Annotated in this window: 18 protein-coding genes; 10 read left to right on the top strand and 8 right to left on the bottom strand. The window is 63.5% G+C overall.

The genetic code is table 11. The features are described from left to right. Positions 1 to 24: 24 nt before the first annotated feature. The 3 genes from NKI95_RS15890 (at position 25) to NKI95_RS15900 (ending at position 3,717) form a co-directional block, all read left to right on the top strand. On the top strand, positions 25 to 1,536 hold the full coding sequence (locus NKI95_RS15890) for a sugar ABC transporter ATP-binding protein (protein ID WP_352717882.1): 1,512 nt from the start codon (positions 25 to 27) through the stop codon (positions 1,534 to 1,536). 83 nt (positions 1,537 to 1,619) lie between these two features. After that, entirely contained in the window at positions 1,620 to 2,615 is a 996-nt protein-coding gene (locus NKI95_RS15895) for an ABC transporter permease (RefSeq protein ID WP_292653853.1), read from the top strand. 46 nt (positions 2,616 to 2,661) lie between these two features. Then, positions 2,662 to 3,717, top strand: coding sequence for a substrate-binding domain-containing protein (locus NKI95_RS15900; protein ID WP_352717884.1), 1,056 nt, complete (start codon positions 2,662 to 2,664; stop codon positions 3,715 to 3,717). A gap of 68 nt (positions 3,718 to 3,785) precedes the next feature. Here the strand turns inward: NKI95_RS15900 and NKI95_RS15905 are convergent, their stop codons facing one another. Then, positions 3,786 to 5,840, bottom strand: coding sequence for a bifunctional aldolase/short-chain dehydrogenase (locus NKI95_RS15905; protein ID WP_352717886.1), 2,055 nt, complete (start codon positions 5,838 to 5,840; stop codon positions 3,786 to 3,788). An 86-nt stretch (positions 5,841 to 5,926) separates the two neighbouring features. Beyond that, on the bottom strand, positions 5,927 to 6,892 hold the full coding sequence (locus NKI95_RS15910; protein ID WP_352717887.1) for a sugar-binding transcriptional regulator: 966 nt from the start codon (positions 6,890 to 6,892) through the stop codon (positions 5,927 to 5,929). A 147-nt stretch (positions 6,893 to 7,039) separates the two neighbouring features. Between NKI95_RS15910 and NKI95_RS34440 the strand changes: the two genes are divergently transcribed. From NKI95_RS34440 to NKI95_RS15945, 7 genes are all read left to right on the top strand, one after another. Further along, complete coding sequence (locus tag NKI95_RS34440; protein ID WP_352977862.1) at positions 7,040 to 7,285, top strand: type II toxin-antitoxin system ParD family antitoxin; 246 nt, start codon at positions 7,040 to 7,042, stop codon at positions 7,283 to 7,285. A 2-nt stretch (positions 7,286 to 7,287) separates the two neighbouring features. Next, positions 7,288 to 7,602: a type II toxin-antitoxin system RelE/ParE family toxin gene (locus NKI95_RS15920; protein WP_352717889.1), complete on the top strand. Its 315-nt coding sequence runs from the start codon at positions 7,288 to 7,290 to the stop codon at positions 7,600 to 7,602. A 179-nt stretch (positions 7,603 to 7,781) separates the two neighbouring features. Then, positions 7,782 to 9,422, top strand: coding sequence for an acyl-CoA synthetase (locus NKI95_RS15925; RefSeq protein WP_352717890.1), 1,641 nt, complete (start codon positions 7,782 to 7,784; stop codon positions 9,420 to 9,422). A 219-nt stretch (positions 9,423 to 9,641) separates the two neighbouring features. Continuing rightward, positions 9,642 to 10,250, top strand: a complete 609-nt coding sequence (locus NKI95_RS15930) for a TetR/AcrR family transcriptional regulator (RefSeq protein WP_352466058.1) — start codon at positions 9,642 to 9,644, stop codon at positions 10,248 to 10,250. A gap of 62 nt (positions 10,251 to 10,312) precedes the next feature. After that, entirely contained in the window at positions 10,313 to 11,464 is a 1,152-nt protein-coding gene (locus NKI95_RS15935) for an efflux RND transporter periplasmic adaptor subunit (protein WP_352466059.1), read from the top strand. Positions 11,465 to 11,674: 210 nt separating this feature from the next. Continuing rightward, positions 11,675 to 14,809, top strand: coding sequence for an efflux RND transporter permease subunit (locus tag NKI95_RS15940; RefSeq protein ID WP_352717892.1), 3,135 nt, complete (start codon positions 11,675 to 11,677; stop codon positions 14,807 to 14,809). A 70-nt stretch (positions 14,810 to 14,879) separates the two neighbouring features. Next, positions 14,880 to 16,373 carry an aldehyde dehydrogenase family protein gene (locus tag NKI95_RS15945; RefSeq protein WP_352717894.1) on the top strand — a complete coding sequence of 498 codons (1,494 nt, stop codon included), beginning with the start codon at positions 14,880 to 14,882 and terminating at the stop codon, positions 16,371 to 16,373. 257 nt (positions 16,374 to 16,630) lie between these two features. Here NKI95_RS15945 and NKI95_RS15950 read toward each other — a convergent pair whose 3' ends face one another. The 6 genes from NKI95_RS15950 to NKI95_RS15975 all read right to left on the bottom strand — a co-directional run bounded on the left by NKI95_RS15950 (position 16,631) and on the right by NKI95_RS15975 (position 26,430). Beyond that, entirely contained in the window at positions 16,631 to 18,340 is a 1,710-nt protein-coding gene (locus tag NKI95_RS15950; protein WP_352717896.1) for a trimethylamine N-oxide permease, read from the bottom strand. Between the two features lie 247 nt (positions 18,341 to 18,587). After that, on the bottom strand, positions 18,588 to 20,957 hold the full coding sequence (locus tag NKI95_RS15955; RefSeq protein ID WP_352717898.1) for a trimethylamine N-oxide demethylase: 2,370 nt from the start codon (positions 20,955 to 20,957) through the stop codon (positions 18,588 to 18,590). Between the two features lie 320 nt (positions 20,958 to 21,277). Next, complete coding sequence (locus NKI95_RS15960) at positions 21,278 to 21,907, bottom strand: sarcosine oxidase subunit gamma (protein ID WP_352717899.1); 630 nt, start codon at positions 21,905 to 21,907, stop codon at positions 21,278 to 21,280. Then, positions 21,900 to 24,884 carry a sarcosine oxidase subunit alpha gene (locus NKI95_RS15965; protein ID WP_352717901.1) on the bottom strand — a complete coding sequence of 995 codons (2,985 nt, stop codon included), beginning with the start codon at positions 24,882 to 24,884 and terminating at the stop codon, positions 21,900 to 21,902. The genes NKI95_RS15960 and NKI95_RS15965 overlap by 8 nt, the downstream gene beginning before the upstream one ends. Further along, a complete protein-coding gene (locus NKI95_RS15970; protein WP_352717903.1) occupies positions 24,884 to 25,159 on the bottom strand; it encodes a sarcosine oxidase subunit delta in 276 nt (91 codons plus the stop codon). The genes NKI95_RS15965 and NKI95_RS15970 overlap by 1 nt, the downstream gene beginning before the upstream one ends. 17 nt (positions 25,160 to 25,176) lie before the next feature. Then, positions 25,177 to 26,430, bottom strand: coding sequence for a sarcosine oxidase subunit beta family protein (locus NKI95_RS15975; protein ID WP_352717905.1), 1,254 nt, complete (start codon positions 26,428 to 26,430; stop codon positions 25,177 to 25,179). Positions 26,431 to 26,466: the final 36 nt, after the last annotated feature.

The raw sequence follows: 26,466 nt of genomic DNA on the forward strand, positions 1-26,466 counted from the left end.
AGCGTCACGGTCAGGGAGGAACGAATGGGCAATGATGCCGTGTTCCGCGTCGACGGCCTGAGGAAATCCTTTGGCCATATCGAGGTGCTTGGCGGCGTCTCGCTCGAATTGCATGCCGGCGAAGTGACCGTGCTGATGGGCGCCAATGGCGCCGGCAAATCCACCCTCGTCAAGATCATCAGCGGTGTTTACGACCATGGCGGCGGCTCGATGTCGCTTGCCGGTCAGGATTTCGCCCCGAAAACGCCGGCGGAGGCGATCCGCGCCGGCGTCGTTACCGTCCACCAGAACATCAATGACGGTGTCGTCGCCGACCTCGACGTCGCCACCAATCTTACCCTCGACAGGTTGAGCGGCAGCGGCGTGCCGATGCTGTTCAATCCAGGCCGGGTGCGTCGCGAGGCCAAGGCGGTTGCCGACCGCATGGGACTGGTCATCGACCTCAAGGCCCGGATCAGCGATCTCTCTCTTGCCGACCGCCAGATGGTGGCGATCGCCCGCGCCATGGCACACCGGCCGAAAGTTCTGATCCTCGACGAGCCGACCTCCTCGCTGTCCAGTGCCGAGGCCGACCGGCTGTTCGCATTGCTCGACCGGCTCCGCCAGCAAGGCGTGGCCATTCTCTACATTTCGCACCGTATGTCTGACATCAGGCGGCTTGCCGATCGCATCATTTCGATGCGCGATGGGGTTATCTCAGGCATCTTCGACAAGAAGCCGCTGGATTACGAAGGTGCGGTCAACGCCATGCTCGGCCGCAAGATCCAGCTCGAGCGGATCGTCGCCAGGAATTCGGCCAAAGCAATTTTTGCCACGGACGGGTTGCGGATTGCAGAAGGCGCCCGGCCGATTTCGCTGACGCTCGGCGACGGCGAGGTCGTTGCCATCACCGGCCTTGTCGGCGTCGGCAAGACCGCGCTCGCCGAGACGCTGTTCGGCCTGCGCCAGCCGCTGGCCGGGACCATGATGCTGAACGGGAAACCCTATGCGCCGGAGTCGACGGGGGAAGCGATTGCCGCCGGTGTGTTTCTCGTCGCCAAGGACCGGGGCGAAAACGGCATCGTCGGCGACTTCAACATCCAGGAGAATATCAGCCTGCCGTTCCACAGGCGCATGTCGCGTCTCGGCGTCCTCAAGCGCCGCATCGAACGCGCCGTTGCCCGCCAGCAGATCCAGGAACTGGGCATCGTCTGCCGCTCGGAAAAGGACGAGATGTCCACCCTTTCGGGCGGCAATCAGCAGAAGGTGATGGTCGCCCGCTGGATGTCGCAGGGCGCAAGGCTTTTCATCCTCGACGAGCCGTTTCAGGGCGTCGACATTTCGGCCAGGCGCGATATCGCCGCCAAGCTGCGGGCCAGCGCCAGCGGCCGCGCGACGCTGCTGTTCGTCACCGAACTCGACGAGGCCCTGGAGACGGCCGATCGCATTCTGGTGCTGTCGGAGCAGACGATCGTCGGCGAGCACCGCAATACCGATGTCGATCTCGAGCGTCTGCTGGCCGAAGTAGCGGGCGGGCCGTTGCACAGCGCAGCCTGACGGCGGGAAGACAAAGAGAATTGGAATGGAGAGGGCATGAGTTCGGGTTGGATAAAGACGGCGTCAGCGTGCGGGAGCGCCGAATGATCCTGCGCGACAATGCTATTCGCTACGGCTTCATCGTTCTGTTGTTCGGGTTGATCGCCTATTTCGCCATCGCCGCCGACGGCTTCGTCTCGCCGCAAAGTGCTGTCTTCATCTTCCAGTCGGTCGCCATCACCGGCGTTCTGGCGCTCGGCGTCACCGCCACGCTGGTCGTCGGCGGCTTCGACCTGTCGATCGGCTCCGTCGCCACCAGCGCCATGATGGCGGCTGCCTATGTCATGGTGGTGCTGGAACAGAACGCCGTCGTGGCGGTCGTCGTCTGTCTCGTGATCGGCGCCGTCGTCGGCCTGATCAATGGCTGGCTGATCGTCTATATGCGGGTGCCGGACCTCTTAGCGACACTCGGCATGATGTTCCTGCTTGTCGGTCTGCAACGCATCCCGACCGAAGGCCGCTCGATCGCCACCGGCATGACCATGCCGGACGGCTCGGTCGCCAACGGCAGCTTCGGCGCCGCCTTTCTGGCGCTTGGCCGCCATCGCTTCGATTTCTTCATCCCGAACCTCATTCCGGTGTCGGTCGTCGTCCTGCTCGTGCTGGCGGTACTGATCTGGTTCTTTCTCGAATACACCCGTTTCGGGCGCATGATGTACGCGGTCGGCAGCAACGAACGCGCTGCCGAACTCGCCGGCGCGCCTGTCAAGGCATACAAAATCTGGGCCTACGTTATTTCGGGAGTATTTGCCTCGATCGGCGGCATTTTGCTCGCCGCCCGGCTTGGACGCGGCGACATCGCCTCGGGTAATAATCTGTTGCTCGACGCGGTGGCTGCTGCACTCATCGGTTACGCGGTTCTCGGCGCCGCCAAGCCAAACGCCTTCGGCACGGCCGTCGGCGCGGTGTTTGTCGGCGTGCTGCTGCAGGGCCTGACGATGATGAACGCGCCTTACTACACGCAGGATTTCGTCAAGGGCGTGGTTCTCGTGGTCGCCCTTGTCTTTACCTTCGCCCTGTCCGGCAGGGGCAGGAGATAGGGTTCGACCGGGTCACATTTTGGGTTCAACAAGTGGAGGAAGCGACGTGAACATCACAAGAAGACTTTTGGGGAAGGCAGCGCTCGGGCTTGCCGGCGCAACATTGCTGATGCAGATGCCGGCGATGGCGCAGGACAGGCCGGCGCCGTTCGACAAGCCGGGTGCCGTCAAGATCGCGCTGGTCCGCTATCTCTCGACCGGCGACTTCTTCCAGGCGTATTTGTCCGGTGTCGAAGCGCAGGCCAAGGCGCTCGGCGTCGACCTGCGCGTGCTCGACAGCCGCCAGGACGCGGCGCTTCAGGCGGACATGGTCGACCAGGCCATCGCGCTCGGCGTCCAGGGCATCATCATCCAGCACGGCTTGACGGAATCGATGAAGGACGCCGCCCAGCGCGCGGTCGACGCCGGCATCAAGGTCGTCGCCTTCGACGTCAATGTCGAAAACCCCAAGATCCCGCAGATCGAGCAATCCGACCGCGACCTCGCGCGCCTCGCACTCGAACAGGCGGTCAAGGACAATGGCGAGAGCTGGAAGGCCGGCTATGTCTATGTCGCCGGCATCGCGCCGCTCGACCGCCGCAACGAGACCTGGGTCGAATTCAAGAAGAAGTATGCAGGCATCGACGAAGTTGCCATGTTCGGCACGCTCGACAACCCGATCGCCAATTCGGTCGCCAACCAGGCCCGCTCGGTGTTGTCGGCCCACCCCGACATCAAGGTGATGTTCGCGCCCTATGACGAATTCGCCAAGGGCGTGAAGATCGCCGTCGACGAGGCCGGGCTGAACAAGGACATCAAGATCTATTCGGCCGACATCTCGACCTCGGACATCGCCGCGATGCGCGAGCCCGACAGCGCCTGGGCGGCAACCGCCGCTACCAACCCGGCCGTCGTCGGTCAGGTATCCGTGCGTGCGCTGGCGCAGCTTCTGGCCGGCGAAGATCCCGGCCACAACGTCATCGTGCCGCCGACGCTGATCACCCAGAAGGACCTGCTCGACAAGGACATCAAGAACATGGAGGATCTCTCGGCCAAGCTGCCGCAGTTCGCCCATGCCGATGTCGCAATGCCGGCCTGGATGCCGAACCCGAACGCGAAGTAGTCTTTCGCTATCGGCAAAGAAAAAGAGCGGCTCGCGGGCCGCTCTTTTTGTTGGTCCGGTGTTTAGATCTACCTCAACGCCGCTGCGATGTTGCCGCCGTCGACCGTCGTCACATCGGCGGTGGTCCGCTCGGCCAGCGCTTGATGCAGAAAGGCCTGGGCGACGTCTTCGGCCGTCACTTCCTGCCCGAGCAGGTTGCCGGACATGTACTCCTTCTCCGACACGCCGCGCGCGCCCGAGCGGCTGGCGATCATGGCTTCGGTCAACAGCCCCGAACGGATGCGGTCGGCGTTGACGGCATTGGAGCGGATGCCATTCGCGCCGTAGTCGAGCGCATATTGCCTGGACAAAAACAGCGTTGCCGCCTTGGGAATTCCATAAGCGCCGAACTTCGGCCCCGGATTGACCGCCTGCTTGGAGGTGTTGAACAACAGCACGCCGCCGGTGCCCTGTTCCAGCATGATGCGCACGGCATTCTGCGCCGCCGACTGGTGGGCGAAGAAATTGAGTTCGAAGCTCTTGCGCAAGGTTGCGTCGTCGAGCTCGCCGATCCGGCCCTCCCCGGCAGCACCGGCATTGGAGACGAGAATGTCGAGGCCGCCGTAGACGGCGACCGCTTTGTCGAACGCAGCGCGCATCTGCGCCGGATCGGTGATGTCGGCGCCAATGCCGATCGAACCGTTGCCAGCTTTTTTTGCCGCCTCGGCAGCCCTTGACGCATCGAGATCGACGACGACGGTATGGGCACCGTTGTCGGCGAATAGCTTTGCCGTGGCCGCACCGATCGCGCCGGCGCCGCCAGTGACCAGCACCACCTGGCCGGTCAGCGGCTTCGGCTTGTTGGCGGCGAGCTTGGCCTGTTCCAGCGACCAGTATTCGAGCGGGAACAGGTCGGCTTTGGAGAGCGGGCGGAAATCGCCGACGGCTTCGGCGCCGCGCACTGCCTCGATCCACATTTCGCCGACGTCGGAGGCGATCTTCGCGTCCTTGAGCGTGCGGCCGTGGCCGAACATGCCAAGGCCGGGCACCAGCGTCAGCCGCGGCATCGGGTCGAGCATGGTGCGCTTCACATCGTCGAGCGCATCATTGGTCTCGAAATAGGCGCGATAGTCCTTGGCGAATTTCTCGACATGCTCGCGGATGACGGATTTGTAGTCGCCGACCTTGTCAGCGTCGGGCGCCGGCAGTGCCATCGGTCCGGTCTTGATGCGGATCGACAGGTCGGGTGTCGAGACGCCGCGCCCGGCATAGTCGGCAATTTTTGCCGAATTGATGAAGTCGACGATCGCATCCGAGGTCCGGAAATCGCTGATCATCCGGTCGAAGCGGCCTTCGCCGCGCGCCACCGCCGCCGCGCCGCGCAGCATCGGCGCAATCTCCGCGGGCTTCGCAAGCCTGGCCGGCAGGGCCACTTTTTCGGTGCGCGGCTTGCCGTGGCTGGCGATGAAATCCTCGGCGACGTTCACGTAATGGATCATCCGGTCATAGGCCTGCTTGGCATCGTCGCCGAAGGTGAAAATGCCATGCTTGTCGAGGATCAGGCCTTCGACCGTCGGATCGGCGTCGAAAACATCAGCGGACGCCTTCGCCAGATCGAAGCCCGGCATGATGTAGGGCACAAAGCCCATCTTTTCGCCGAACACCTTCCGGCTCAGCGCCTCGCTGTCCTCCTGGTCGACGATGGCGAGGATTGCGGTCGAATGCGTGTGGTCGACGAATTTGTGCGGCAGGAAGGCGTGCAGCAGCGTCTCGACGGAGGGATTGGGCGAGGACGGATCGATGAGGTTCGCCCGCTGCAGCGCGACCATGTCCTCATCGGAGAGCTTCTTCAGCGACCGCGCCTTCAACAGCGCGCCGAGCTTGACCGCCGGCAGGCCCTGCGGCTCGATGACGCCCATGTCCCAGCCGCTGCCCTTGACGCAGAGCACGTCCCATTCGTCGCCGACAAGATCGGTGGCCCTGGTCTTGCACGAGGTGTTGCCGCCGCCATGCAGGACGAGCCGCGGCTCGCCGCCCAGCAGCCTGGTCGTGTAGACGCGCAGCGCCAGATCGCGGGCCACACCCTTCTTTGCATAGTCGGCGACCAGCTTCTCCGCCTCGTCGTCATTCCACAGGTTCTTCATGTCAGCTTCGTCCGATTTCTCTTTGTTGTGAACAGGAATGCCGCGACAAATTGATGACAACGCGCCGGCGGCTGGAAATGTACTGTCTAGGCGACCTTTTCTGCTGCCGCTCCGGCATGGTCGAGCAGCCGTCGCGCCATCCGTGCGTCGACGACGAGATGAGTGCATAGCCCGCCGGCGATCGCCGCGACGAGCGGTTCGAACTTGCTCTCCTCCTGCACCACCACAAGGCGCTTTTCGATGCTGCGCAACGATGACAGCTCTGCCGAAATCAGCCGGCGGTTGTAGCTGCAGTCGAGCGCCTGGCCTTGGGCGTCGATGATCTGCCCGGCAATGACGCCGGCCGCACCCGCTTTGCGCAATACAGCCATTTCGCTTGGCGTCAGCGCGCCGCATTTGACCAGATGGCTGTCGGTGTCCACCGAGCCTACCGAATACAGCGCCAGGTCGCATTCGCCGATGCCCGACAACTGCTCGCGGATCACCGGCTCGGCGCGCAGGCCGCGTGCCAGTTCTTCCGTCGTCAGCACCAGCGGCGCGTAAAAATTCAGCCCCTTGGCATTGAGCCGGCGTGCGATTTCCATCGTACATTGGTCCGGCCGGTACGAATAGGGGGCGCCCAGATTGCCGCAGAGCTGCACCACGGTGACGTCCTGCAGATCGGCATAGGACATGATGTCGGCGATGGTGTAGATCGTCCGTCCCCAGGCGACGCCGATGCGGTCGCCCTTCCTGATCAGCTCGAGAAAGACGCTTGCCGCCAGCACCGCGATATCGGTCGAGGGGTCGGCGACATAGCCGTTTTCCGGCGCGATCCAGACCGCGTCGAGCCTCAGCGCGTCTTCCAGCTTGCGTGCCAGCACGTCGTCGGTGAAAAGCTGGGTCGAGGTCGAGATGTTGACGATGCCGGTCTCGCGCGCCTTGCGCAGATACATCGCCACCGAGGCACGGGAAATCTTGAGCTGGCTGGCCACCTGGTCCTGGCGCAGGCCGTGTGCGTAGTAAAGCCAGGCGGCCTTGTGGATAAGCTGTTCTGCCGGTCGGATCGCCATGCCATCTCCTCGCTGACATTATTCACGGCTCTCGACAAAAGTCAAATTAAGAGAGGAGGCATGATATGGCATTGGAGCATTGCCGATGTCAGTAATTGCACATTTATTGTTATTGCGGTACCATTTGATCAGACAGGAGATCCGAGAATGAATGTATCATTGGGAGAGCGATGGGAAACCTTCGTGTCCAATATTGTCAAACGCGGCCGCTACGGCTCTGCCAGCGAAGTCGTGCGTGAGGGCCTGCGCCTGGTCGAAGAGCGCGAGGAAAAGTTGAAGGCGCTGCGTGCCATGGTGGACAAGTCGTTTGCCGAAGGCGGCGAAGCCTCGGAGCAAGATATTGACGCGGCCTTGGAAGCCAAGGCCAAGCAGCTCGCAAAGGAAGGTTTTTAGGAGTGCCGCGGCTGCGCATGCTGCCGTCGGTACAGACAGATTTGGTCGATATCCTTGAATACATCACCGGCCAAAGCGGCAGCCTATTGATCGGCCGGCGCTTTGTGGATGCGTTGCGTCAGAAATGCCGCGATCTGGCGAGCTTGCCTGCGACGATCGGTCGTGCTCGTCCCGAACTCCGGCCTGACGTCCGAAGTTTCGCTTTCAGGGGGTACGTGATTTTCTTCCGTTACTATGGCGATTTCTTCGAGGTGGCGAACATTGTGGAAGGACATCGGGACATCGATGCTTTGTGGCCAGAGGGTGAAGGCGAGTAGGGGCGCCCAGGTGGATAGGCGAAGCCGCATATCGTTGAGGTGGCTTCGATGAGATATTCACCAACGGCGGGCACTTGCATCGCGAAAAGACGGTCGCAACAGACCGGCGATGCACAAATCCTACACCGTGTTCAAAGCCTGGTGGTAAGAAGGCCTAATAACACATTGCGGAGGACGGGATGGGCAATCCTTACGAACAGGACCTCGACAGGAACCCGGCCAACCACCAGCCGCTGACGCCGCTGACCTATTTCGAGCGGGCGGCAAAAACCTTTCCCGACCAGACCGCCATTATCCATGGCCGCCAGCGCACGACCTATCGCGATTTCTGGAAGCGCTCGCTGAGGCTTGCCTCGGCGCTGGCGAAGCGCGGTATCGGCAAGGGCGACACCGTCACCGTTATGCTGTCCAACACACCGCCGATGCTGGAAGCGCATTTCGGCGTGCCGATGACCAGGGCGGTGCTGCATTCGCTCAACACCCGCCTCGACGCTGCGGTCATTGCCTTCCAGCTCGACCACGCCGAAAGCAAGGTGCTGATCGTCGACCGCGAATTCGCCGGCGTGGTTCGGCAAGCGCTGGCGCTGGCCAAGGTCAAGCCGCTGCTGATCGATTACGACGATCCCGACTATGCCGCCGATGCGCCCTATCCCAAGGGGGAACGGATCGGCACGCTGGACTATGAGGCGTTTGTCGCCGACGGCGACGAGGATTTCGCCTGGTCGATGCCGGACGATGAATGGGATGCTATCTCGCTCAACTACACCTCTGGCACGACCGGCAATCCGAAGGGCGTCGTCTGTCACCATCGCGGTGCGGCACTCATGGCCTATGCCAACACCATCCATGCCGGAATGGGCAAGCACCCGGTTTATCTGTGGACGTTGCCGATGTTCCACTGCAACGGCTGGTGCTTTCCCTGGACGCTTGCCGTGCAGGCCGGCACGCATGTCTGCCTGCGCTGGGTGCGGCCGAAGCCGATCTACGACGCCATAGCCGATCACGGCGTCACCCATCTGTGCGGTGCACCGATCGTCATGTCGGTGCTGATCAACGCCAGGGACGAGGACAAGCGGCAGTTCCCGCAGACCGTCAGCTTCAACACCGCCGCAGCGCCGCCGCCTGAGGCGGTGCTGTCGGGCATGGCCGATGCGGGCTTTGCCGTCACGCATCTCTACGGCCTGACCGAAACCTATGGCCCGGCCGTCGTCAACGAATGGCACGGCGAGTGGGACCGGCTGGAGAAGGGGGCGAGGGCGGCGAAGAAGGCCAGGCAAGGCGTACGCTACGCCGCGCTCGAAGGCCTGATGGTGATGGACCCGCAGACGATGCAAGAGACGCCGGCCGACGGCGAGACTATCGGCGAGGTAATGTTCCGCGGCAACATCGTCATGAAAGGCTATCTCAAGAACCGCAAGGCGAGCGACGAGGCCTTTGCCGGCGGCTGGTTCCATTCGGGCGACCTCGGCGTCATGCATCCTGACGGCTACATCCAGCTCAAGGACCGTTCCAAGGACATCATCATCTCCGGCGGCGAAAACATCTCCTCGATCGAGGTCGAGGAGGCACTGTACAAACATCCCGCCGTCGGCTCCTGCGGCGTTGTCGCCCGATCCGACGACAAATGGGGCGAGGTGCCGGTCGCCTATGTCGAGCTGAAGCCGGGCAAGGCGGCGACCGAGGCCGAAATCATCGAGCACTGCCGCGCGCTGCTCGCCCGCTTCAAGGTGCCGAAAGCGGTGATCTTCGCGGAAATCCCGAAGACTTCGACGGGCAAGATCCAGAAGTTCCGGCTGCGGGAGATGACGAAGCAGCCTTAACGCCTGATCTGAAAACATCAATTCAAAATCCTTTGCGTCGAACAGACGGGGCGGCGTTGCAGGCGCGCCCGGCGGGACCCACATGCTTTTCATGGTCCAACTCCGTCCAGAGATGTCACCATCTGTCATCAGCGGCCAAAATCGGCCTTGACAGGTGATGGTTTTCAATTTACGAGTGACGAAATTCTAAATTCGTCAGTCGTAAATTTGGCAAACAAGATGCTTGAAACTCTAGACACCACCGCCGATTCCGCCCGCCAGGAAAATGTCACACGCATCCTGGATTGCGCGGAGCGATTGTTCCGCCACTACGGCTACGGCAAGACCAACGTCGCCGACATAGCGCGCGAACTCGGCATGTCGACCGCCAATATCTACCGCTTCTTCGCCTCCAAGGTGGAAATCCACCAGGCGGTTTGCGGCCGTATGCTCGAGACCTGCTACCGGTTGACCTACGAAGCCTGCCATAGTCCCGGCACCGCCAGCGAAAAGCTCCGCCGCTACGTGCATACGCACTATCAGTGGACGCTCGAGACCATGATCGACCAGGAGAAGGTGCACGAGATGGTCATCGTCGCCATCGAGCGCGACTGGCATGTCATCGAAAAGCACATCGACAGCATCCACGAACTGGTTGCGGAAGTGATCCGCGAGGGCATCGCCACCGGCGAGTTCGTCGATCAGGATCCGGTGATCGCGTCCCGGTGTTTCGGTGCTGCTATTATCAGCCTCTGTCATCCGCAGATGATGGCCCAGTGCCTCGCCAAGAAGAACCGGGCGACACCGGACGAGCTTACCGAGTTTGCCATCAGAGCCTTGAAGAAATGACCGTTGCCGCCCGTCGGGCGGTGATGTCGGCAATTCATCCCCACAGTTCGGGAGTACGAAAAGTGTCTTTGTCCAAGTCCATCACCTACAGGCGACCGGCCGCCGGCCTGGCACTGATTATCGTTGCCGCTCTCGGCCTCGCCGGCTGCTCGCAGGAGAAAGCCGAGGTCACCGAGATCATCCGCCCGGTCAAGGTGGTCGAGATCGCTAAGGCGAGCGATACCCGTCAGCTCTCCTATTCCGGATCGGTGCGTGCTCGGACCGAGATGAATCTCGGTTTTCGCATCAACGGCAAGATCACCGAGCGCCTTGTCGACATCGGTGACCGCGTCAAGCCCGGCGACGTTCTCGCCCGCATCGATCCCACCGACTACGAGCTTTCGGTGAGAAGCGCTCAGGCCAGCCTCGATGCTGCCGACCGTCAGGTCGAGACAGTCGAGCTTACGCGCAAGCGCGCCGAACAGCTCTACGCCAAGAATTTCGCGCCGAAGTCGCAGCTCGAGCAGGCAACGCTCGCCTATAATCAGGCGGTCGCCACGCGAGACTCCGCCCGCTCACAGCTTGCCCAGGCACAGAACCAGGTCCGCTATACCGATCTCAAGGCGGACAAGAACGGCATCGTCACCGCCGTTGCCGCCGATGTCGGCCAGGTCGTCGGCTCCGGTACGCCGGTGGTGACCGTTGCCATCGACGGCGAGAAGGAAGTGCTGATCGCTGTTCCGGAAACCGATATCGCCGAATTCAAGCCGGGCAAGACCGTCAAGGCGGGCTTCTGGTCCGATGAGGCGCTGACGCTCGACGGCAAGGTCCGCGAAGTCGCCGGCAGCGCCGATCCGCAGTCGCGCACCTTTGCCGTCCGCGTCAGCCTGCCCAACGATCCGCGCGTGCTGCTAGGCATGACCGCCTCCATCGAAGCCGCGGCGGATAACCGGCAGCAGCTGGTGTCGATCCCGCTGGCCGCGTTGGCGCAAAAGGACAGCCAATCGATCGTCTGGACAGTCGACCGCAATGGCGGGACCGTCCATGCGCATCCGGTCAAGGTCGCCGCCTTCACCCCCGACGGCGTCAGCGTCGCCGATGGGCTGAAGCCGGGCGACGTGGTCGTCGCCGCCGGCACGCAGTTCATGACCGAGAATCTGAAAGTCAAGCTGACCGGTGATGCAGCGCAACAGTCGGCGTCGGCCGATGACGACGCCGCAAGGCGCTTGCGCTGACGGCCAGGCAATCCACAGTTTCCGGGCGGCAGGCGGCCCCCCGATTTTCGAGATCTCAGGTCGATGTAACCCCCACGTCGATCCTCGCGTCCCACCGCGATGTAGATCTCTCAACTCGGAAAGCCTCGCCGCCCGGAAGCCCACATCGGAAGTTCCTTGGGCATGCGAAAGCGCGTGCTCTGTTGATCAAATTGAAACGGACTGACGCCGATGACCACCGACACCAATGAAAAGCGATCTTTCAATCTTTCGCGCTGGGCAATCGGCCATCCGAGCATTGCCCGCTTCCTGTTCGGGCTGATCATCGTCGCCGGTGCGCTCGGCCTGATGCGCATGGGCCAGAAGGAAGACCCCGATTTCACCTTCCGCGTCATGGTCGTCCAGGCGATCTGGCCTGGCTCCTCGATCAAGGAGATGGAGGACCAGGTCGTCAACAAGATCGAGCGCAAGCTGCAGGAAACGCCGCATCTCGATTTCGTCCGCTCCTACACCCGCGCCGGCAGCGCCATCATCACATTGCAGGTCAAGGGCGACACCAATCCCGCGCAGGTCGCGGATGCGTTCTATCAGGTGCGCAAGAAGGTCGGCGATATCTCGAATGAACTGCCGCAGGGCTCGCTCGGGCCCTACTTCAACGACGAATTCGGCGACACATTCATCACCCTGCATTCGATCAGCGGCGACGGCTACAGCTATCCCGAGCTGAAGAAATTCGCCATCCAGGCACGCGACATGCTGCTGACGACGCCCGGCGTCGAGAAAGCCGTGATCATCGGCGACCAGCCGGAAAAGCTCTACATCGACGTTTCATCCAAGGTACTTGCCGAACGCGGCCTGACGTTGACCGACCTGCAGAATGCGATCAGGGGCCAAAACAATGTCGACCCGGCGGGCTCGGTCGACACCGGCCAGCGTTCCGTGCGCATCTCGGTCGAAGGCGACGTCACCAGGGCGGCCGACATCCGCGAGCTTCGCCTGCGCGCCGGCAACCAGGTGACGCGCCTCGGCGACATCGCCACGGTGACCTCCGGCCTCGAGGATCCCTATCAGCGCAAATACCGTATCAACGGTCACGACAGCGTCCAGCTTGGCGTCGTCATGGCAAAGGGCTTCAACGTCACCGACGTTGGCAAGGACGTCGAAGCGACCTACAAGCGCTTCGAGGAGGCGCTGCCCTATGGCGTCTCGGTCAATCAGATTTCCGATCAGCCGGGCGTCGTCAAGGATGCGGTGGCCGAGTTCATGGAAGCGCTCGGTGAAGCGCTGCTGATCGTGCTTGTCGTCTCGTTCCTGTCGATCGGCTGGCGTTCGGGCCTGGTGATCGCCATCGTCATTCCGCTGGTCCTGGCAGCCACCTTCGCCATCATGTACGAACTCGGCATCGACCTGCAGCGCATCTCGCTCGGCGCGCTGATCATCGCGCTTGGGCTCTTGGTCGACGACGCGATGATCGTCGTCGAAATGATGGAGCGAAAGCTCGAGGAAGGCTTGGTCAAGGTCGAGGCGGCGAGCTTCGCCTATTCCTCGACCGCTTTCCCGATGCTGACCGGCACGCTGATCACCACAGCCGGCTTCATCCCCGTCGGTTTCGCAGCTTCGACGGCCGGCGAATATGTGCGCACCCTGTTTTACGTCGTCGGCATCGCGCTGGTCGTGTCCTGGTTCGCTGCGGTCTATTTCACGCCATGGCTCGGCCACATGATCCTGAAGCAGCGCAAGCACGCCGGCAGCCATCACGATGTCTTCGACACGGGTTTTTACCGCCGTCTTCGCTCGACCGTGTCATGGGCGGTGCGCCATCGCATCATCGTCCTGGTGATGACGCTGATGACCTTTGCCACCAGCCTGTGGGCGTTCCAGTTCATCCCGCAGAATTTCTTCCCGCAATCGTCGCGTCCGGAAATCCTCGTCGATCTCTGGCTGCCGGAAGGCATCAGCATCAAGGAAGTCGAGACGCAGGCCAAGGCGCTCGAAGCCAGGATGATGGACGACAAGGACAAGCGCTTCATCGCCACCTATATCGGCGAAGGCGCGCCGCGCTTCTTCCTGCCGCTCGACCAGCAGCTTCGCAACCCGAACTTCGCCCAGCTTCTGGTCATGGCCAATGACGAACCGGCCCGCGAGCGGCTGATCGTCAAGCTGCGCACCGTCCTGGCCGAGGATTTCCCATCGATCCGCGCCAAGGTTGATCGCCTGTTCCTCGGTCCGCCGACTGGTTGGCCGGTGCAGATGCGCGTCATGGGTCCGGATCGCCAGGAAGTGCGCCGCATCGCCGACGAGGTGAAGGCGAAGTTCCAGGCAAATCCGTTGCTCGGCGCCATCCACGACGACTGGCTGGAGCCGGTGCCGGCGATGAAGCTGGTGATCGACCAGGATCGTGCCCGTGCGCTCGGCGTCACCTCGCAGCGCATCCGCCAGATGCTGCAGGCGACCATGTCGGGAGCGCCGCTCGATGATTTCCGCGACGGCGAGGAGACGGTTTCGATCGTCGCCCGCGAACCGGAGGCAAGCCGTCACCTGCTGTCGGCGGTCGATTCCGTCTATATCCCGACGGATTTCGGTGGCTCCGTGCCGCTGTCGCAGGTCGCCAAGATCGTTCCGGTGCTGGAGCAAGGCGTCGAATGGCGGCGCGACCGCTTGCCGACGATCAGCGTACGCGCCACGCTGCCGGACGGCGTGCAGCCGAACGATGTCGCCATGAAAATGTACAGCGACATGCAGGGCCTGCGCGCCAGCCTCGCACCCGGCTACAAGATCGAGATCCAGGGTGGCGCCGAGGATGCGGCCGAAAGCCAGGCCTCGATTGCAGCGAAAGCGCCGATCATGCTGGCCGTCATCGTCGTGTTGCTGATGATCCAGCTGCAGCATTTCGGCAAAGCCATGCTGGTGCTGGCGACCGGTCCGCTTGGCATCATCGGCGCGGCGGCGGCACTCTTGATCAGCGGCGCCCCGTTCGGCTTCGTCGCCATCCTCGGTGTCATCGCCCTGCTCGGCATCATCATGCGCAACTCGATCATCCTGGTCGATCAGATCGATCAGGACATCGCCGCCGGTGTGGAGCGCTCCGAGGCCATCATCGGCTCGGCGGTCCGCCGGTTCCGGCCGATCGTGCTGACGGCGTTGACTGCGGTGCTGGCGCTGATCCCGATCTCGCGCGGCGTCTTCTGGGGGCCGCTCGCCTACGCCATGATGGGCGGCATTCTCGTCGCCACGGTGCTGACCATCCTTGTCCTGCCGGCAGCCTACGCGCTGTTCTTCGGCAGGGAGCCCAAGAAGGTGGTGGAGCAGGCGGCCGAGACGGAAGAAAAGAACGAAAGGCCGCAACTGGCCCTGGCGGCCGAATAGAGCTGTTGGCAAATGTGACCTCCGGCGGTTTAATCCGCCCACCAGGCGTAGGCGCCGGAGGAGGACCGTCATGACCATAGCTCAGACAAAGGCACCGCTGCGGCTGCCGATCGACGGGCGCCATCGCCAGATGTTCATCGGCGGTGGCTGGGTCGATGCCCGCTCCGGCCGGACCATGGAGAGCCGCAATCCCGCCACCGGCGCGGTCATCGCCACGGTTCCCCGCGGCGACCGCCAGGACATCGACTTGGCGGTGACTGCTGCGCGCAAGGCGTTCGAGGGCCCGTGGAGCCGGTTCAAGCCTTATGAGCGGCAGGTGCTGCTGCTGAGGATCGCCGACCTCTTCGAAAAGCACTGGGAAGAGATCAGCCGCTCCGACACCACCGACATGGGCATGCCGATCGTGCGCACCCGCGCCAACCGCAACCGCGTCATCGGCATGCTGCGTTACTATGCCGGCATGGCGACGGCGCTGCACGGCGAGACCATCGAGAATTCGCTGTCCGGCGAAATCGTCTCCTTCACCCGCAAGGAGCCGGTCGGTGTCGTCGGCGCCATCATCCCGTGGAACGCACCGACGGCAGCGTCGATCTGGAAGATCGGCCCGGCGCTGGCGACCGGCTGTACTATCGTGCTGAAACCATCGGAAGAGGCGCCGCTGACGCCGCTTTTGATCGCCGACATCATGAACGAAGCCGGCGTCCCGCAAGGCGTCGTCAACATCGTCACCGGCACCGGCACCGAGGCGGGCGCGGCACTCGCCGAGCACATGGGTGTCGACAAGATCGTCTTCACCGGCTCGACGGCGACCGGCCAGTCGATCGTGCGGGCCTCGGCCGGCAACCTCAAGCGCGTCTCCTTGGAACTCGGCGGCAAGTCGCCGGTCATCGTCTGCGCCGATGCCGATCTCGACAAAGCGGTGCCGGTGGCGGCAATGTCGGTCTTCGCCAATTCCGGCCAGATCTGCATTGCCGGCTCGCGCCTGTTTGTCGAACGCGCCGTCCATGACGAGTTCGTCGAGCGACTGGCGGCATATGCCAAGGGTCTCAGGGTCGGCGACGGCATCGACCCCGCGACCGAGATCGGTCCGCTCGTCTCCGAAAAGCAGTTGCAACGGGTCACCGGTTACCTCGAGGCCGGCACTGCGGAAGGGGCGAAACTCGTCACCGGCGGCGAACGGCTTGTGGAAGGCGCGCTTGCCGCCGGCAATTTCGTCGCGCCGACGGTCTTTGCCGGTGTCTCGGACGACATGAAGATCGCCCGTGAGGAGATCTTCGGGCCGGTGATTTCAGCCTTGCCGTTCGATACGCTGGACGAGGCGGTCGAGCGGGCCAACAACACGCCTTACGGCTTGGCTGCAGGGGTCTTCACCCAAAATCTCGCCACCGCCCATCAGCTGTCGCGCAAGATCCGCTCCGGCTCGGTCTGGGTCAACACCTATCACGCCATCGATCCGGCCGTGCCCTTCGGCGGCTACAAGATGAGCGGCTACGGCCGCGAGGGCGGCGCCGAACACCTTGACGAATATCTTAACACCAAGGGCGTGTTCATCAAGATCGATTGAGCCCGCTAATGCATGTCGCGCAAAAGTGTGCAGCGGTTTTGCGATAACGACATGCATAAAAACAAGAATCTAAGGCGCGTCGCATGAGGCCGATCGAACGCGACGCGCTTTTAGCCCAGAAACGAAAAACCCGCCTCAGCGGCGGGTCTCGGGGCGAATCAGCACCATAGCGAAATTAATAGCATAGCTGCCGGCACAAAGCAAGAACAAAATGCAGGGACCGGGCGCATCGCGCGCCCGATCCCTCAAGGCAAGCCTCAGATGACGAACAGCCAGTTGGCGAGCAGCATCACCGCGACGCCAGCGACCAGCGTCAGATAGGGCAGCATCCCGGCCTTTCGCACTGCGAGGTCGGACGAGTTCATGCCGAGATCGGCCAGCATGTGGTCGGGGAACTTGCCCTTGTCCTGGATGTAATGCCGGAAGCAGAACACCGGGATGATCAAGGCTGCAGTGATCAGCCCGGCCCACAATGCCATCGGGTTCCAGACCTTGGCGCCGGCGCCCATGAAGACCGCGTTGACATAGGCAAAGATCGCGCCGAGGCCGAGCAGCCAGCTCGGCGCCTTCCATGGCCGCGCGATGTGGCCATTGTCGATGCGGTGGATCCAGCCGGCATTGAGGTTGAGGAAGTTGAAGATGATGTAGCCGCAATTCGACACCGCGAGGATGAAGAAGAAGCTCGTCGCGTCGGCCGAAGCGATGGCCAGCACAATCAGGTTGAAGATCAGGTCGGTCCACATCGCCCGCGTCGGCGCACCGTGCTCGTTGACGTGGCTGAGGTAGCGCGGCAGCCAGCCGTCGACCGAACCCTGGTAGAGCGTGCGCGAAGAGCCGGCCATCGCCGTCATGATGCAGAGCACCAGCGCCAGGATCATCAGCATGACCAGCAGGCTGTGGATCAGCTGGCCGCCGCCGACCATGCCGGCCAGCGCATCGGCAACGCCGGAGCCGTCGACGATCGGCGTCGCCAGCATGCCGTTCAAGCCGAGCACGCCCTGGAAGGTGAACGGCACCAGGATGAACAGCAGCATACAAAGCAGGCCGGAGTAGAAGATCGCCTTGAAGGTATCGGTGCCGGGGTTCTTGAATTCGGAGGTGTAGCAGACGGCGGTCTCGAAACCGTAGGTCGACCATGCCGCGATGAACATGCCGCCGAGCACCAGCGTCCAGCCGGCGATGTTCCATGCGCCGGGCTCCGGCGCATAGGCTGCCGCCAGCGGCACCAGCGGCGAGAAGTTTGCCCAGTTGATCTGGCCGGTGACGATCGGCACCACGCCGACGATGAGCATCGGGATGATGACCAGCAGGCCGATATATTTCTGCACATTGGCCGTGCCCAGGATGCCGCGATGCTGGATCGAGAAGATGATCAGCATCAGCACCGCGCCGATGAAGAAGGTGGCGTTGAAGGTGAAGGAAACCGGGCCAAGCGTGTGACCGTAGAGCGTCCAGTTGCGGATCGCCGGCGTCGCCGCCGCGGTGACCGCGGTGATGGCATCGGCGGCGCTGGTTCCGGCATGGGCTGCGATATAGGCGGCGACTTCCGGCGAAGTGTGGGTGAACAGCGGCACCGGCGCCAGTGCGTTGAGGATATAGGCGGCGGCGATCGAGCAGCCGAGCGACAGCACCGGCGACCAGGCGAACCAGTTGCACCACACAGAAAGCGGCGCGATGAATTTCGAATAGCGCAGCCAGGCGGTGGCGCCGTAGATCGAGGCGCCGCCGGACTTGTTCGGGAACAGGCCGGCGATTTCCGCATAGGTGAAGGACTGCAGGAAGCCCATGATCATGGATACTGTCCAGATCAGGAAGGCCAGCGTTCCGGTGGTGCCGGCAATGCCGCCGATCGAAAACAGGACAAGGGCCGGAACGCCGCTTGCGACCCAGAAGGCGCCGCGCCAATCGATGTTCCGGTGCAGCTGCCCTTCGGCAGGCGGCACCAAGGTGGTGACTATCGTGCTCATGTACGTGGATTCCCCATTTTTGATGTTCCCCATCGGCAACAGCCGCAATCTCGCGAGGCGTCATCGACGCTCACGTTGAACGGCCCAGGCGTTTTCCGCTCAGTAGTATTTTATTCTTAGCAGTGAAGATTGACCCAACGCGCTTTCACGTCAAGCGCTTTGTGACGCTGTGCACATTGCTGTGAAAGACAGGACAAGCAGCCGCATCGCCGAAAGGCCGGACTAAGCCTCCCGTGGGGGCGATCGATCAGGAGCGCGGCCTGGTCTTTTGCGGATCGTAATGGGCGAAGGCGACGACGCGCGCCGGCAGCCGCTTGCTGTGGCCGTCGAGCTTGCCGATCTCCACCTCGGTGCCGATCGCCGAATGCGCGACCTCGAGCCTGGCCAGCGCGATGGTCTTGTTCAGCACCGGCGAGCGCATGCCGGAGGTGACGATGCCGATCTGGGCGCGGCCGACATGCACGCAATCGCCATGGCCTACCGCGACATTGGCGTCGATGTCGAGGCCGACCAGCTTCCTCTGCGGGTTTTCCTTGCGCCGGATCAGCGCCTCGCGGCCGATGAAATCGTCGCTCTTGGTCTTCAGCGGCACGGTGAAGCCGATGCCGGCCTCGAACGGATCTGCCTGGTCGGAGAACTCGTAGCCGGCAAAGATCAGCCCGGCCTCGATGCGCACCATGTCGAGCGCCTGTAGCCCCATCGGCTTCAGGCCGTGCGGCTGGCCGGCCTGCCAGATCGCGTCGAACACCTTTTCGGCGTCGCGCGGATGGCACCAGATCTCGTAGCCGAGCTCGCCGGTGTAACCGGTGCGCGAAACCACGACGGGAATGCCGTTGCCGCCACCGATGCGGGCGACCGCGAAACGGAACCATTCAAGCTCGTCGATCGACGGCTGCAGCGGCGAGGTCCAGATGATCTGCCGCAGGATGTCACGGCTTTTCGGTCCCTGCACGGCGACGTTGTGCATCTGGTCGGTCGATGAGCGCACCAACACGGTGAGGCCGAGTTTTTGCGCCGTCTCGCGCAGCCATTCGCCGGATAGATCGTCGCCGCCGACCCAGCGGAAATTATCCTTGCCGAGCCTGAGCAGCGTGCCGTCGTCGATCATGCCGCCATGCTCGTAGCACATAGCGGAGTAGACCACCTGACCGACGCCGAGTTTCTTGATGTCGCGGGTCAGCGTGTATTGCAGCAGCGCTTCCGAATCCGGGCCGGTGACCTCGAACTTGCGCAGCGGCGACAGGTCCATGATCACGGCGTCCTGCCGGCAGGCCCAGTATTCATCGATCGGGCCTTGCCTGGCGAAGGAATTGGCCAGCCAATAGCCCTTGTACTCGACGAAGTTGCGGGTGTGCTTGGCAAAGCTCGAATGAAAGGCGGTCTCGCGGGTCATTTTCGGTTCCGAATCGGGCGTCATGCGTCTGGCGATCGCTCGCGAGAATTTATGCTGGCCGGAATAGGTTCGCACATGGATGTCGGTCAGGTTCCAGCCATTGGCCGGCGTCGTGTCGTCGGGGCAGGCGGACGAGACGCAGACGATGTCGGTCAGCGCCCGCAGCAGCACATAGTCGCCCGGCCGCGACCACGGCTCGTCAGAAACCACGATGCCATGCGCGTCGATTGACGTGTTGAAGAAGAAGTTGATCGCCATCCAGCCGGCGCGGGGCGTGACGCCCTTATCGGCGAGCGCCCGGTTGAAATTCTCCGAGCAGTTGGGATGGCCGGGATAACCGATGTCGTCGTAATATTTGGCGGCGCAGGCGAGCGCGAATGCATCGTGGCGGCCGCAAGTGTCCTGGATAACCTCGACCAGCGGCTCCATGTCCTGGTCGTAGTATTTCGAATGCAGGCCGGGCATCGGATAGCTCGAGCCCATCAGTGTGCGGGTCGTGGTCACGTCGAGCGGATGATCGCGCCCCCTGTCCAGCTTGCGCGCCGAAAAGCACTGGAAGTCGGTGCATTGGCGCCCGTCGACATCGATGATCTGCAGATAGTCGCCCGCCTTGACGAAATAGGCTTCCGCCGTCGCCGAATGGACGCGCAGGTCTAGCACGGGATCGGCCAGCGGGTCGGCAAGTTGCGACTCCGCCGCCGGGCGGATGGTGGCGCGGCGGACGATGACGCTAAGCGGCGTCGCCGTATCGTGGCCGTCGACCAGCATCGGACCACCGGGCGCCGCAATCAGCATCGACCCATCGCGGGCGACGGTAAAAACTTGTTGGGTACCGGCAGGGGTGGTGCCGCCGAAAACGCGAACCGCCTTTGCCTGGTCGAGCTGCACCTGGCGCCGCTCGATCCCCCGGCGCAAGGAAGCGAGGCTGTCGTCGCCTTCGGCCAGCAGCGCCTTGATGCCGGCGGCATTGCTGTTCGATTTCTCGCCGAGAATGCCGGGATCGGTCGCGCCGCTGCTGTCCCATGCCAGCAGCTCGCAGGCCTGCCCGCCTTCCACATCGCGCACGGTGATCGTATCGCCGGCCTCGACCTCGATCAGCACCGCGCCATTGCCCTGAACCGGATAGCGCTCCATCCCGGCCGGCAGCGCGATCTGGCCTGGCCGCAGGATCAGGCTTGGCCGGGGCGGTCCGGCGGCGACGGCGGGGTAGGGCGACTGGCTCATCTCAACCCTGGTTTCGAGAAACAAGTTTGCCTGTGTGTGAAATTATTTTAGCGGGAAGAATAGGGCAGAAGAGCCGGAGTTGGCAAGTGAAGGTGGAGCAGCTCGGCCTTATCCTTCCGATTGTCGGCGCTGCCCCTCATTGCCCTGCCGGGCATTTCTCCCCGTATAGTGACGGCGAGAAAGATCCTGTCACCAACGATTTCGCCAATTATCGGCGTTGCAGGAAAGGCGCAGCCGTCGCGGCAGGCCCCCTTCTCCCCGTCACTATACGGGGAGAAGATGCCGGCAGGCAGATGAGGGGCGGCGCCGACGCAGACAGTTTACCCCAATTCCTCGGAATGCCCGATATCGACGCCATACTCCGCGGCGGCATCGAGCATCGTATGCCACAGGCTTTCGGCAAACGTCGCAAATACCAGAAGATTGAACACCGCCTGTCCGTCCGGCCGGTCATTGCCGCGCCAGAGATTGATGCTGGTGTGATCGACCGAGGTCGCGGCAGCGGTGCCGGCCGGGAACGCCGCCGGGTGCAGGTCTAGCGACGACAGTTTGGCCAGCATCGCGCGTGCCTTTTCTCCCGAAACGCTGATCAGCACGCGGGCATGCGACTGGTCGGACAGCGAGGCGGATTGCGCAAACGCCTGGCTCAGCGGTTCGCTCGCGTGCTTGCCGCCATTGGACAGGACGAGGAACTGATCCGGTCCCGACCAGATCAGCGTAGCGTCGGGAGCTCGGACCGCCTTGGGCGTTTCCGGGGCGGCCATGCCAAAACGCGCTTTGGCAGCCTTTGCCAGTTCGGCCCATTTGCCGCGCCGCGCCATCACCTGGATCAGGTCGAAATTGCGGATCTCGGTGAGCGATACGCTGGCCGCCGTGCGGCGCGCGCCATAGGCGCCGACGACAAGCGTTTTCTCCAGCGGACTGCGGGCAATCCAGGAAAACTCAGCCACGCTGGCGCCCTCCATCCGGATCGTAGAAAACCGGGCTGCACAGCTCGACATCGTAGTCTTCGCCGCGCAGTGGGTCATGCGCATGGACGATCTCGCCGATGCGCTCGCGCCCTCGTTCGACCAGGCCAAGCCCGATCCATTGGCCGAGCACCGGCGAGAAGCAGACCGAGGTGACATAGCCCTGGTCGTTATCGGGATCGGGTGTCTTGTCCTTCGGGATGATATGCGCGCCGGAGCGCAGGCGGCGTGTCTTGTCGACCGGCTTGATGCCGACCACGACCTGCCGGTCCGGCGCAATCAGCGCCTCGCGCCTCGCCATGACGCGGCCGATGAAGTCTTTCTTGGTCGACATCATCTTGCCGAGGCCGAGGTCGGCGGCGGTCGTCGTGCCGTTCAGCTCCGGGCCGGCGACGTGCCCCTTTTCGATGCGCATGACGCCGAGTGCCTCGGTGCCGTAGGGCGTCACGCCGAATGACTTGCCGGCCAGCATCAAATTGCGCACCAGCGCGTCGCCATAGCGGGTGGGGACCGAGATCTCGAACGCCATCTCGCCGGAGAACGAGATGCGGAACAGCCGCGCCTTGATGCCGCCGCGAAGCGCGACTTCCCGCGCCCCCATGAACGGAAAACCTTCATTCGACAGATCCTCGGCCGGATCGACGATTTCGCGAAGCAGGTCCCGCGTCTTCGGCCCTGCGATCGAGAATTGCGCCCACTGGTCGGAGACGGAGGTCAGCTGCACGTCGAATTCGGGGACCAGCACCTGCCGGCAGAATTCGAGATGCTGCATCACCAGCCCGGCCTTGGCGGTGGTGGTGGTCAGGAAATAGTGATCCTCGGCCAGCCGCGAGGTGGTGCCGTCGTCATAAACGATGCCGTCCTCGCGCAGCATCAGCCCGTAGCGGGCTTTGCCGACAGCAAGATTGGAGAAGGTGTTGATGTAGACACGGTCGAGGAAGGCGCCGGCATCCGGGCCGTGCACGTCGATCTTGCCGAGCGTCGAGACGTCGCAGAAGCCGACGCCGGAGCGCACCGCCCTGACCTCGCGCGTCACCGAGTCCAGCCAGTCCTTTTCGCCGGCGCGCGGATACCATTGCGCCCGCTTCCACAAGCCGGTGTCGACGAACACCGCGCCCTGTTCGGCTGCCCAGTGATGCGACGGCGTCAGTCGTGTCGCATGGAAGTTCTCGTCGCGATGATGGCCGGCGAAGGCGCCGATGGCGACCGGCACATAGGGCGGCCGGTAGATCGTCGTGCCGGTCTCGGGAATGGACTTGCCTGACACAGCTGCCATGATGGCGAGGCCGGCGACATTCGAGGTCTTCCCCTGGTCGGTCGCCATGCCGAGCGTCGTATAGCGCTTGAGATGCTCGACCGACTCGAAGCCTTCGCGCTGCGCCAGTTCGATGTCGGACGCTGTCACGTCATGCTGGTAATCGACGAAGGCTTTCCCTTTGCCGGCCACATGCCAGAGCGGCGTTAGCGAAAACGCCTCGCTGTCGGCGACCGGCGATGTGCCGGCATTGCCGCTGCGTCCAGCGTTCTGCGCTGCCGCAGCACCCGCGGCAAAGCCCTGGCGCAGGCACTCGGCAAGTCCGAAGGCGCCGTTGGCGGCGCCGGCGGCCACCATGCCCGGAGGCGGGCAATCGGGCACGAAAGCGGCGATATCGTCCTGCCATTTCGGCCGGCCGCGATGATAGGAGGTCAACCCGACCGCCGGATTCCAACCGCCGGAGACGGCAAGCCCGTCGGCCTCGACCTCGGCCCGTGCGCCGCCGGTGAGCGCCACCGCGATTTTCCGAACGCCGTCCTTGCCGCCCTCGACTCCGCTGACGGAACCGTTAAGCACGGCAAAGCCGCCCTTGGCGGAGAGCGCGCGATGCGCGGCGGACACGTCCGGGCGCGCATCGATGACCGCCGCGATTTGCAACCCGGCGGCAAGTGCGGTCTCGACGGTGCGCCAGCCGTCCTCATTGTTGGTGAACAGCGCGATCCGCTTTGCCGGCGTCGCCGCGTAACGCGCGACATAGGTCCGCATAGCCGAAGCCATCATCACGCCGGGCGTGTCGTTGCCGGCAAAGACGATCGGCCGCTCGATGGCGCCGGCGGCAACGACGCAGCGCTTGGCCACGATCCGCCACAGCCGCTGGCGCACCTGGTGCTCGGGCGGCGAGGGCAGGTGGTCGTTGACCCGCTCGATGGCGCCATAGGTGCCGCCATCATAGACGCCGAACAGTGTCGTGCGGTTCATGATGCGGACATCGGGGAGCGCTGCGAGTTCCCCCAGCGTGCGTGAAATCCATTCGGCTGCCGGCTCGCCGTCGATCATGCCGCCGTCGGCGAGCAGGCGACCGCCAAACGCAAAATCTTCCTCGCACAAGATGACACGGGCGCCGCTGCGCCCGGCCGCCAATGCCGCCGCGAGCCCGGCGGGGCCGGAACCGGCGATCAGCACGTCGCAATGCGCCCACGCCTTGTCGTAATGGTCGGGATCAGCAACGCCAGCAGCGCGTCCGAGGCCGGCGGCGCGGCGGATCGCCGGCTCGTAGACCGCTTCCCAGAATTTCGCCGGCCACATGAAGGTCTTGTAGTAGAAGCCGGCGACGAAGATCGGCGCAAACAGCTGGTTGACCGCCATCAGATCGTGGCGCAGCGATGGCCAGCGGTTTTGGCTCGCGGCTTCGAGCCCGTCATAAAGCTCGGCCGTGGTCGCCTTGGTGTTCGGCTCGCGCCGCGCTCCCGTGCGCAACTCAACCAGTGCGTTGGGCTCTTCGGATCCAGCGGTCAGGATGCCGCGCGGCCGATGGTATTTGAACGAGCGGCCGACCAGCTTGATGCCATTGGCGATCAGCGCCGAGGCGAGCGTGTCGCCTTGGAAGCCGGCAAAGCTCTTGCCGTCGAAGCGGAAGCCCAGCGGCGCGGCGCGATCGATGAGACCGCCGCTCGCCAGCCGGTGTGTCTGCGCGGGGCCAACCATCAGGCCCCAACCTCGGCGGCACCAACGCCTGCAGCCGGTTCGACCGCCGAAATCTCGTGCGTCAGCGTGTTGCGGGCGACCTTCAGCCAGGCCCGGCAGCCGCCGCCATGATACCAGAATTCGCTCATCGGCCCGGCGACATTGTCGCGCAGATAGACGTAGTCGAAGACCTCGTCTTCGGAGGCCTCGGCTGCCGGGCGCGCCGGCTTGCCGTCGCCGAGATAGGTGAACTCGCCGAGTTCGCGTTCGCCGCAGAAGGGACAGACAATACGCATGCTTCTTCAGCCAGCCATCAATGCAGGTTCGGTTGGGCGCCTTGGCCCTTTTCGTCGATCATCGCACCTCGCCGGAAGCGGTCGAGGCGGAAGCGGGTGGCTTCGTTGTGCGGCTCGTCGCGCGCCAGAAGGTGGGCAAAGACCAGGCCGGAGCCGGGTGTTGCCTTGAAGCCGCCATAACACCAGCCGGCGTTGAGATAGAGCCCGTCGACCGGCGTCTTGTCGATGATCGGCGAGCCGTCCATCGACATGTCCATGATGCCGCCCCACTGGCGCAGAAGCCGTATCCGGCCGATCATCGGCATCAGCGCCATGCCGCCCTCGCAGACGTCTTCCATCACAGGCAGATTGCCGCGCTGGGCGTAGGAATTGTAGCCGTCGATGTCGCCGCCGAAGACCAGCCCGCCCTTGTCGGATTGGCTGACGTAGAAATGGCCCGCGCCGAAGGTCATGACATTGGGGATCAGCGGCTTGATCGCCTCCGAGACGAAGGCCTGCAGCACATGACTTTCGATCGGCAGCCGCATGCCGGCCATCGCCGCAACGCGCGACGAGGAGCCGGCGACGGCCATGCCGACCTTGGCGGCACCGATCCTGCCGCGGCTCGTCTCGACGCCCGTCACTTTGCCGTTGGCCTCGCGGACAAAGCCGGTCACTTCGCAGTTCTGGATGATGTCGACGCCGAGCGCGCTCCCCGCATGCGCATAGCCCCAGACCACGGCGTCGTGGCGCGCCGTGCCGCCGCGTCGCTGCAAAAGCCCGCCCTGCACCGGAAAGCGCGCATTGTCGAAGTTCAGGAACGGCATCATCTTCCTGACCGCCGCCAGATCGAGCAGTTCGGCATCGATGCCGTTGATGCGCATGGTGTTGCCGCGCCGCGCATAGGCGTCACGCTGCGCGTCGGAATGGTAGAGATTGATGACGCCGCGCTGGCTGACCATGGTGTTGTAGTTGAGGTCCTGCTCCATGCGCTCCCAGAGCTTCATCGAAAGCTCGTAGAAACCGGTATTGCCGGGCAGCCCGTAATTGGAGCGGATGATGGTGGTGTTACGGCCGGCATTGCCGGAGCCGATCCAGCCCTTTTCCAGCACCGCGACATTCCTGATGCCGTATTCGCTGGCGAGGAACCATGCCGTCGCCAGGCCATGGCCGCCGCCGCCGATGATCACCACGTCGTAGTGGCTCTTCGGGCTGGCGTCGCGCCAGGTGCGCTGCCAGTTCCTGTGGCCGGAAAATGCCGCCCGGGCGAGGGAGAAGATCGAGTATTTCATGAACCTGTTTCGCGCCGGGCGTGCAACAATTCCGGA

It is taken from the genome of Mesorhizobium sp. M0306, from assembly GCF_040321655.1.
In the GTDB taxonomy this organism is placed as follows: domain Bacteria; phylum Pseudomonadota; class Alphaproteobacteria; order Rhizobiales; family Rhizobiaceae; genus Mesorhizobium.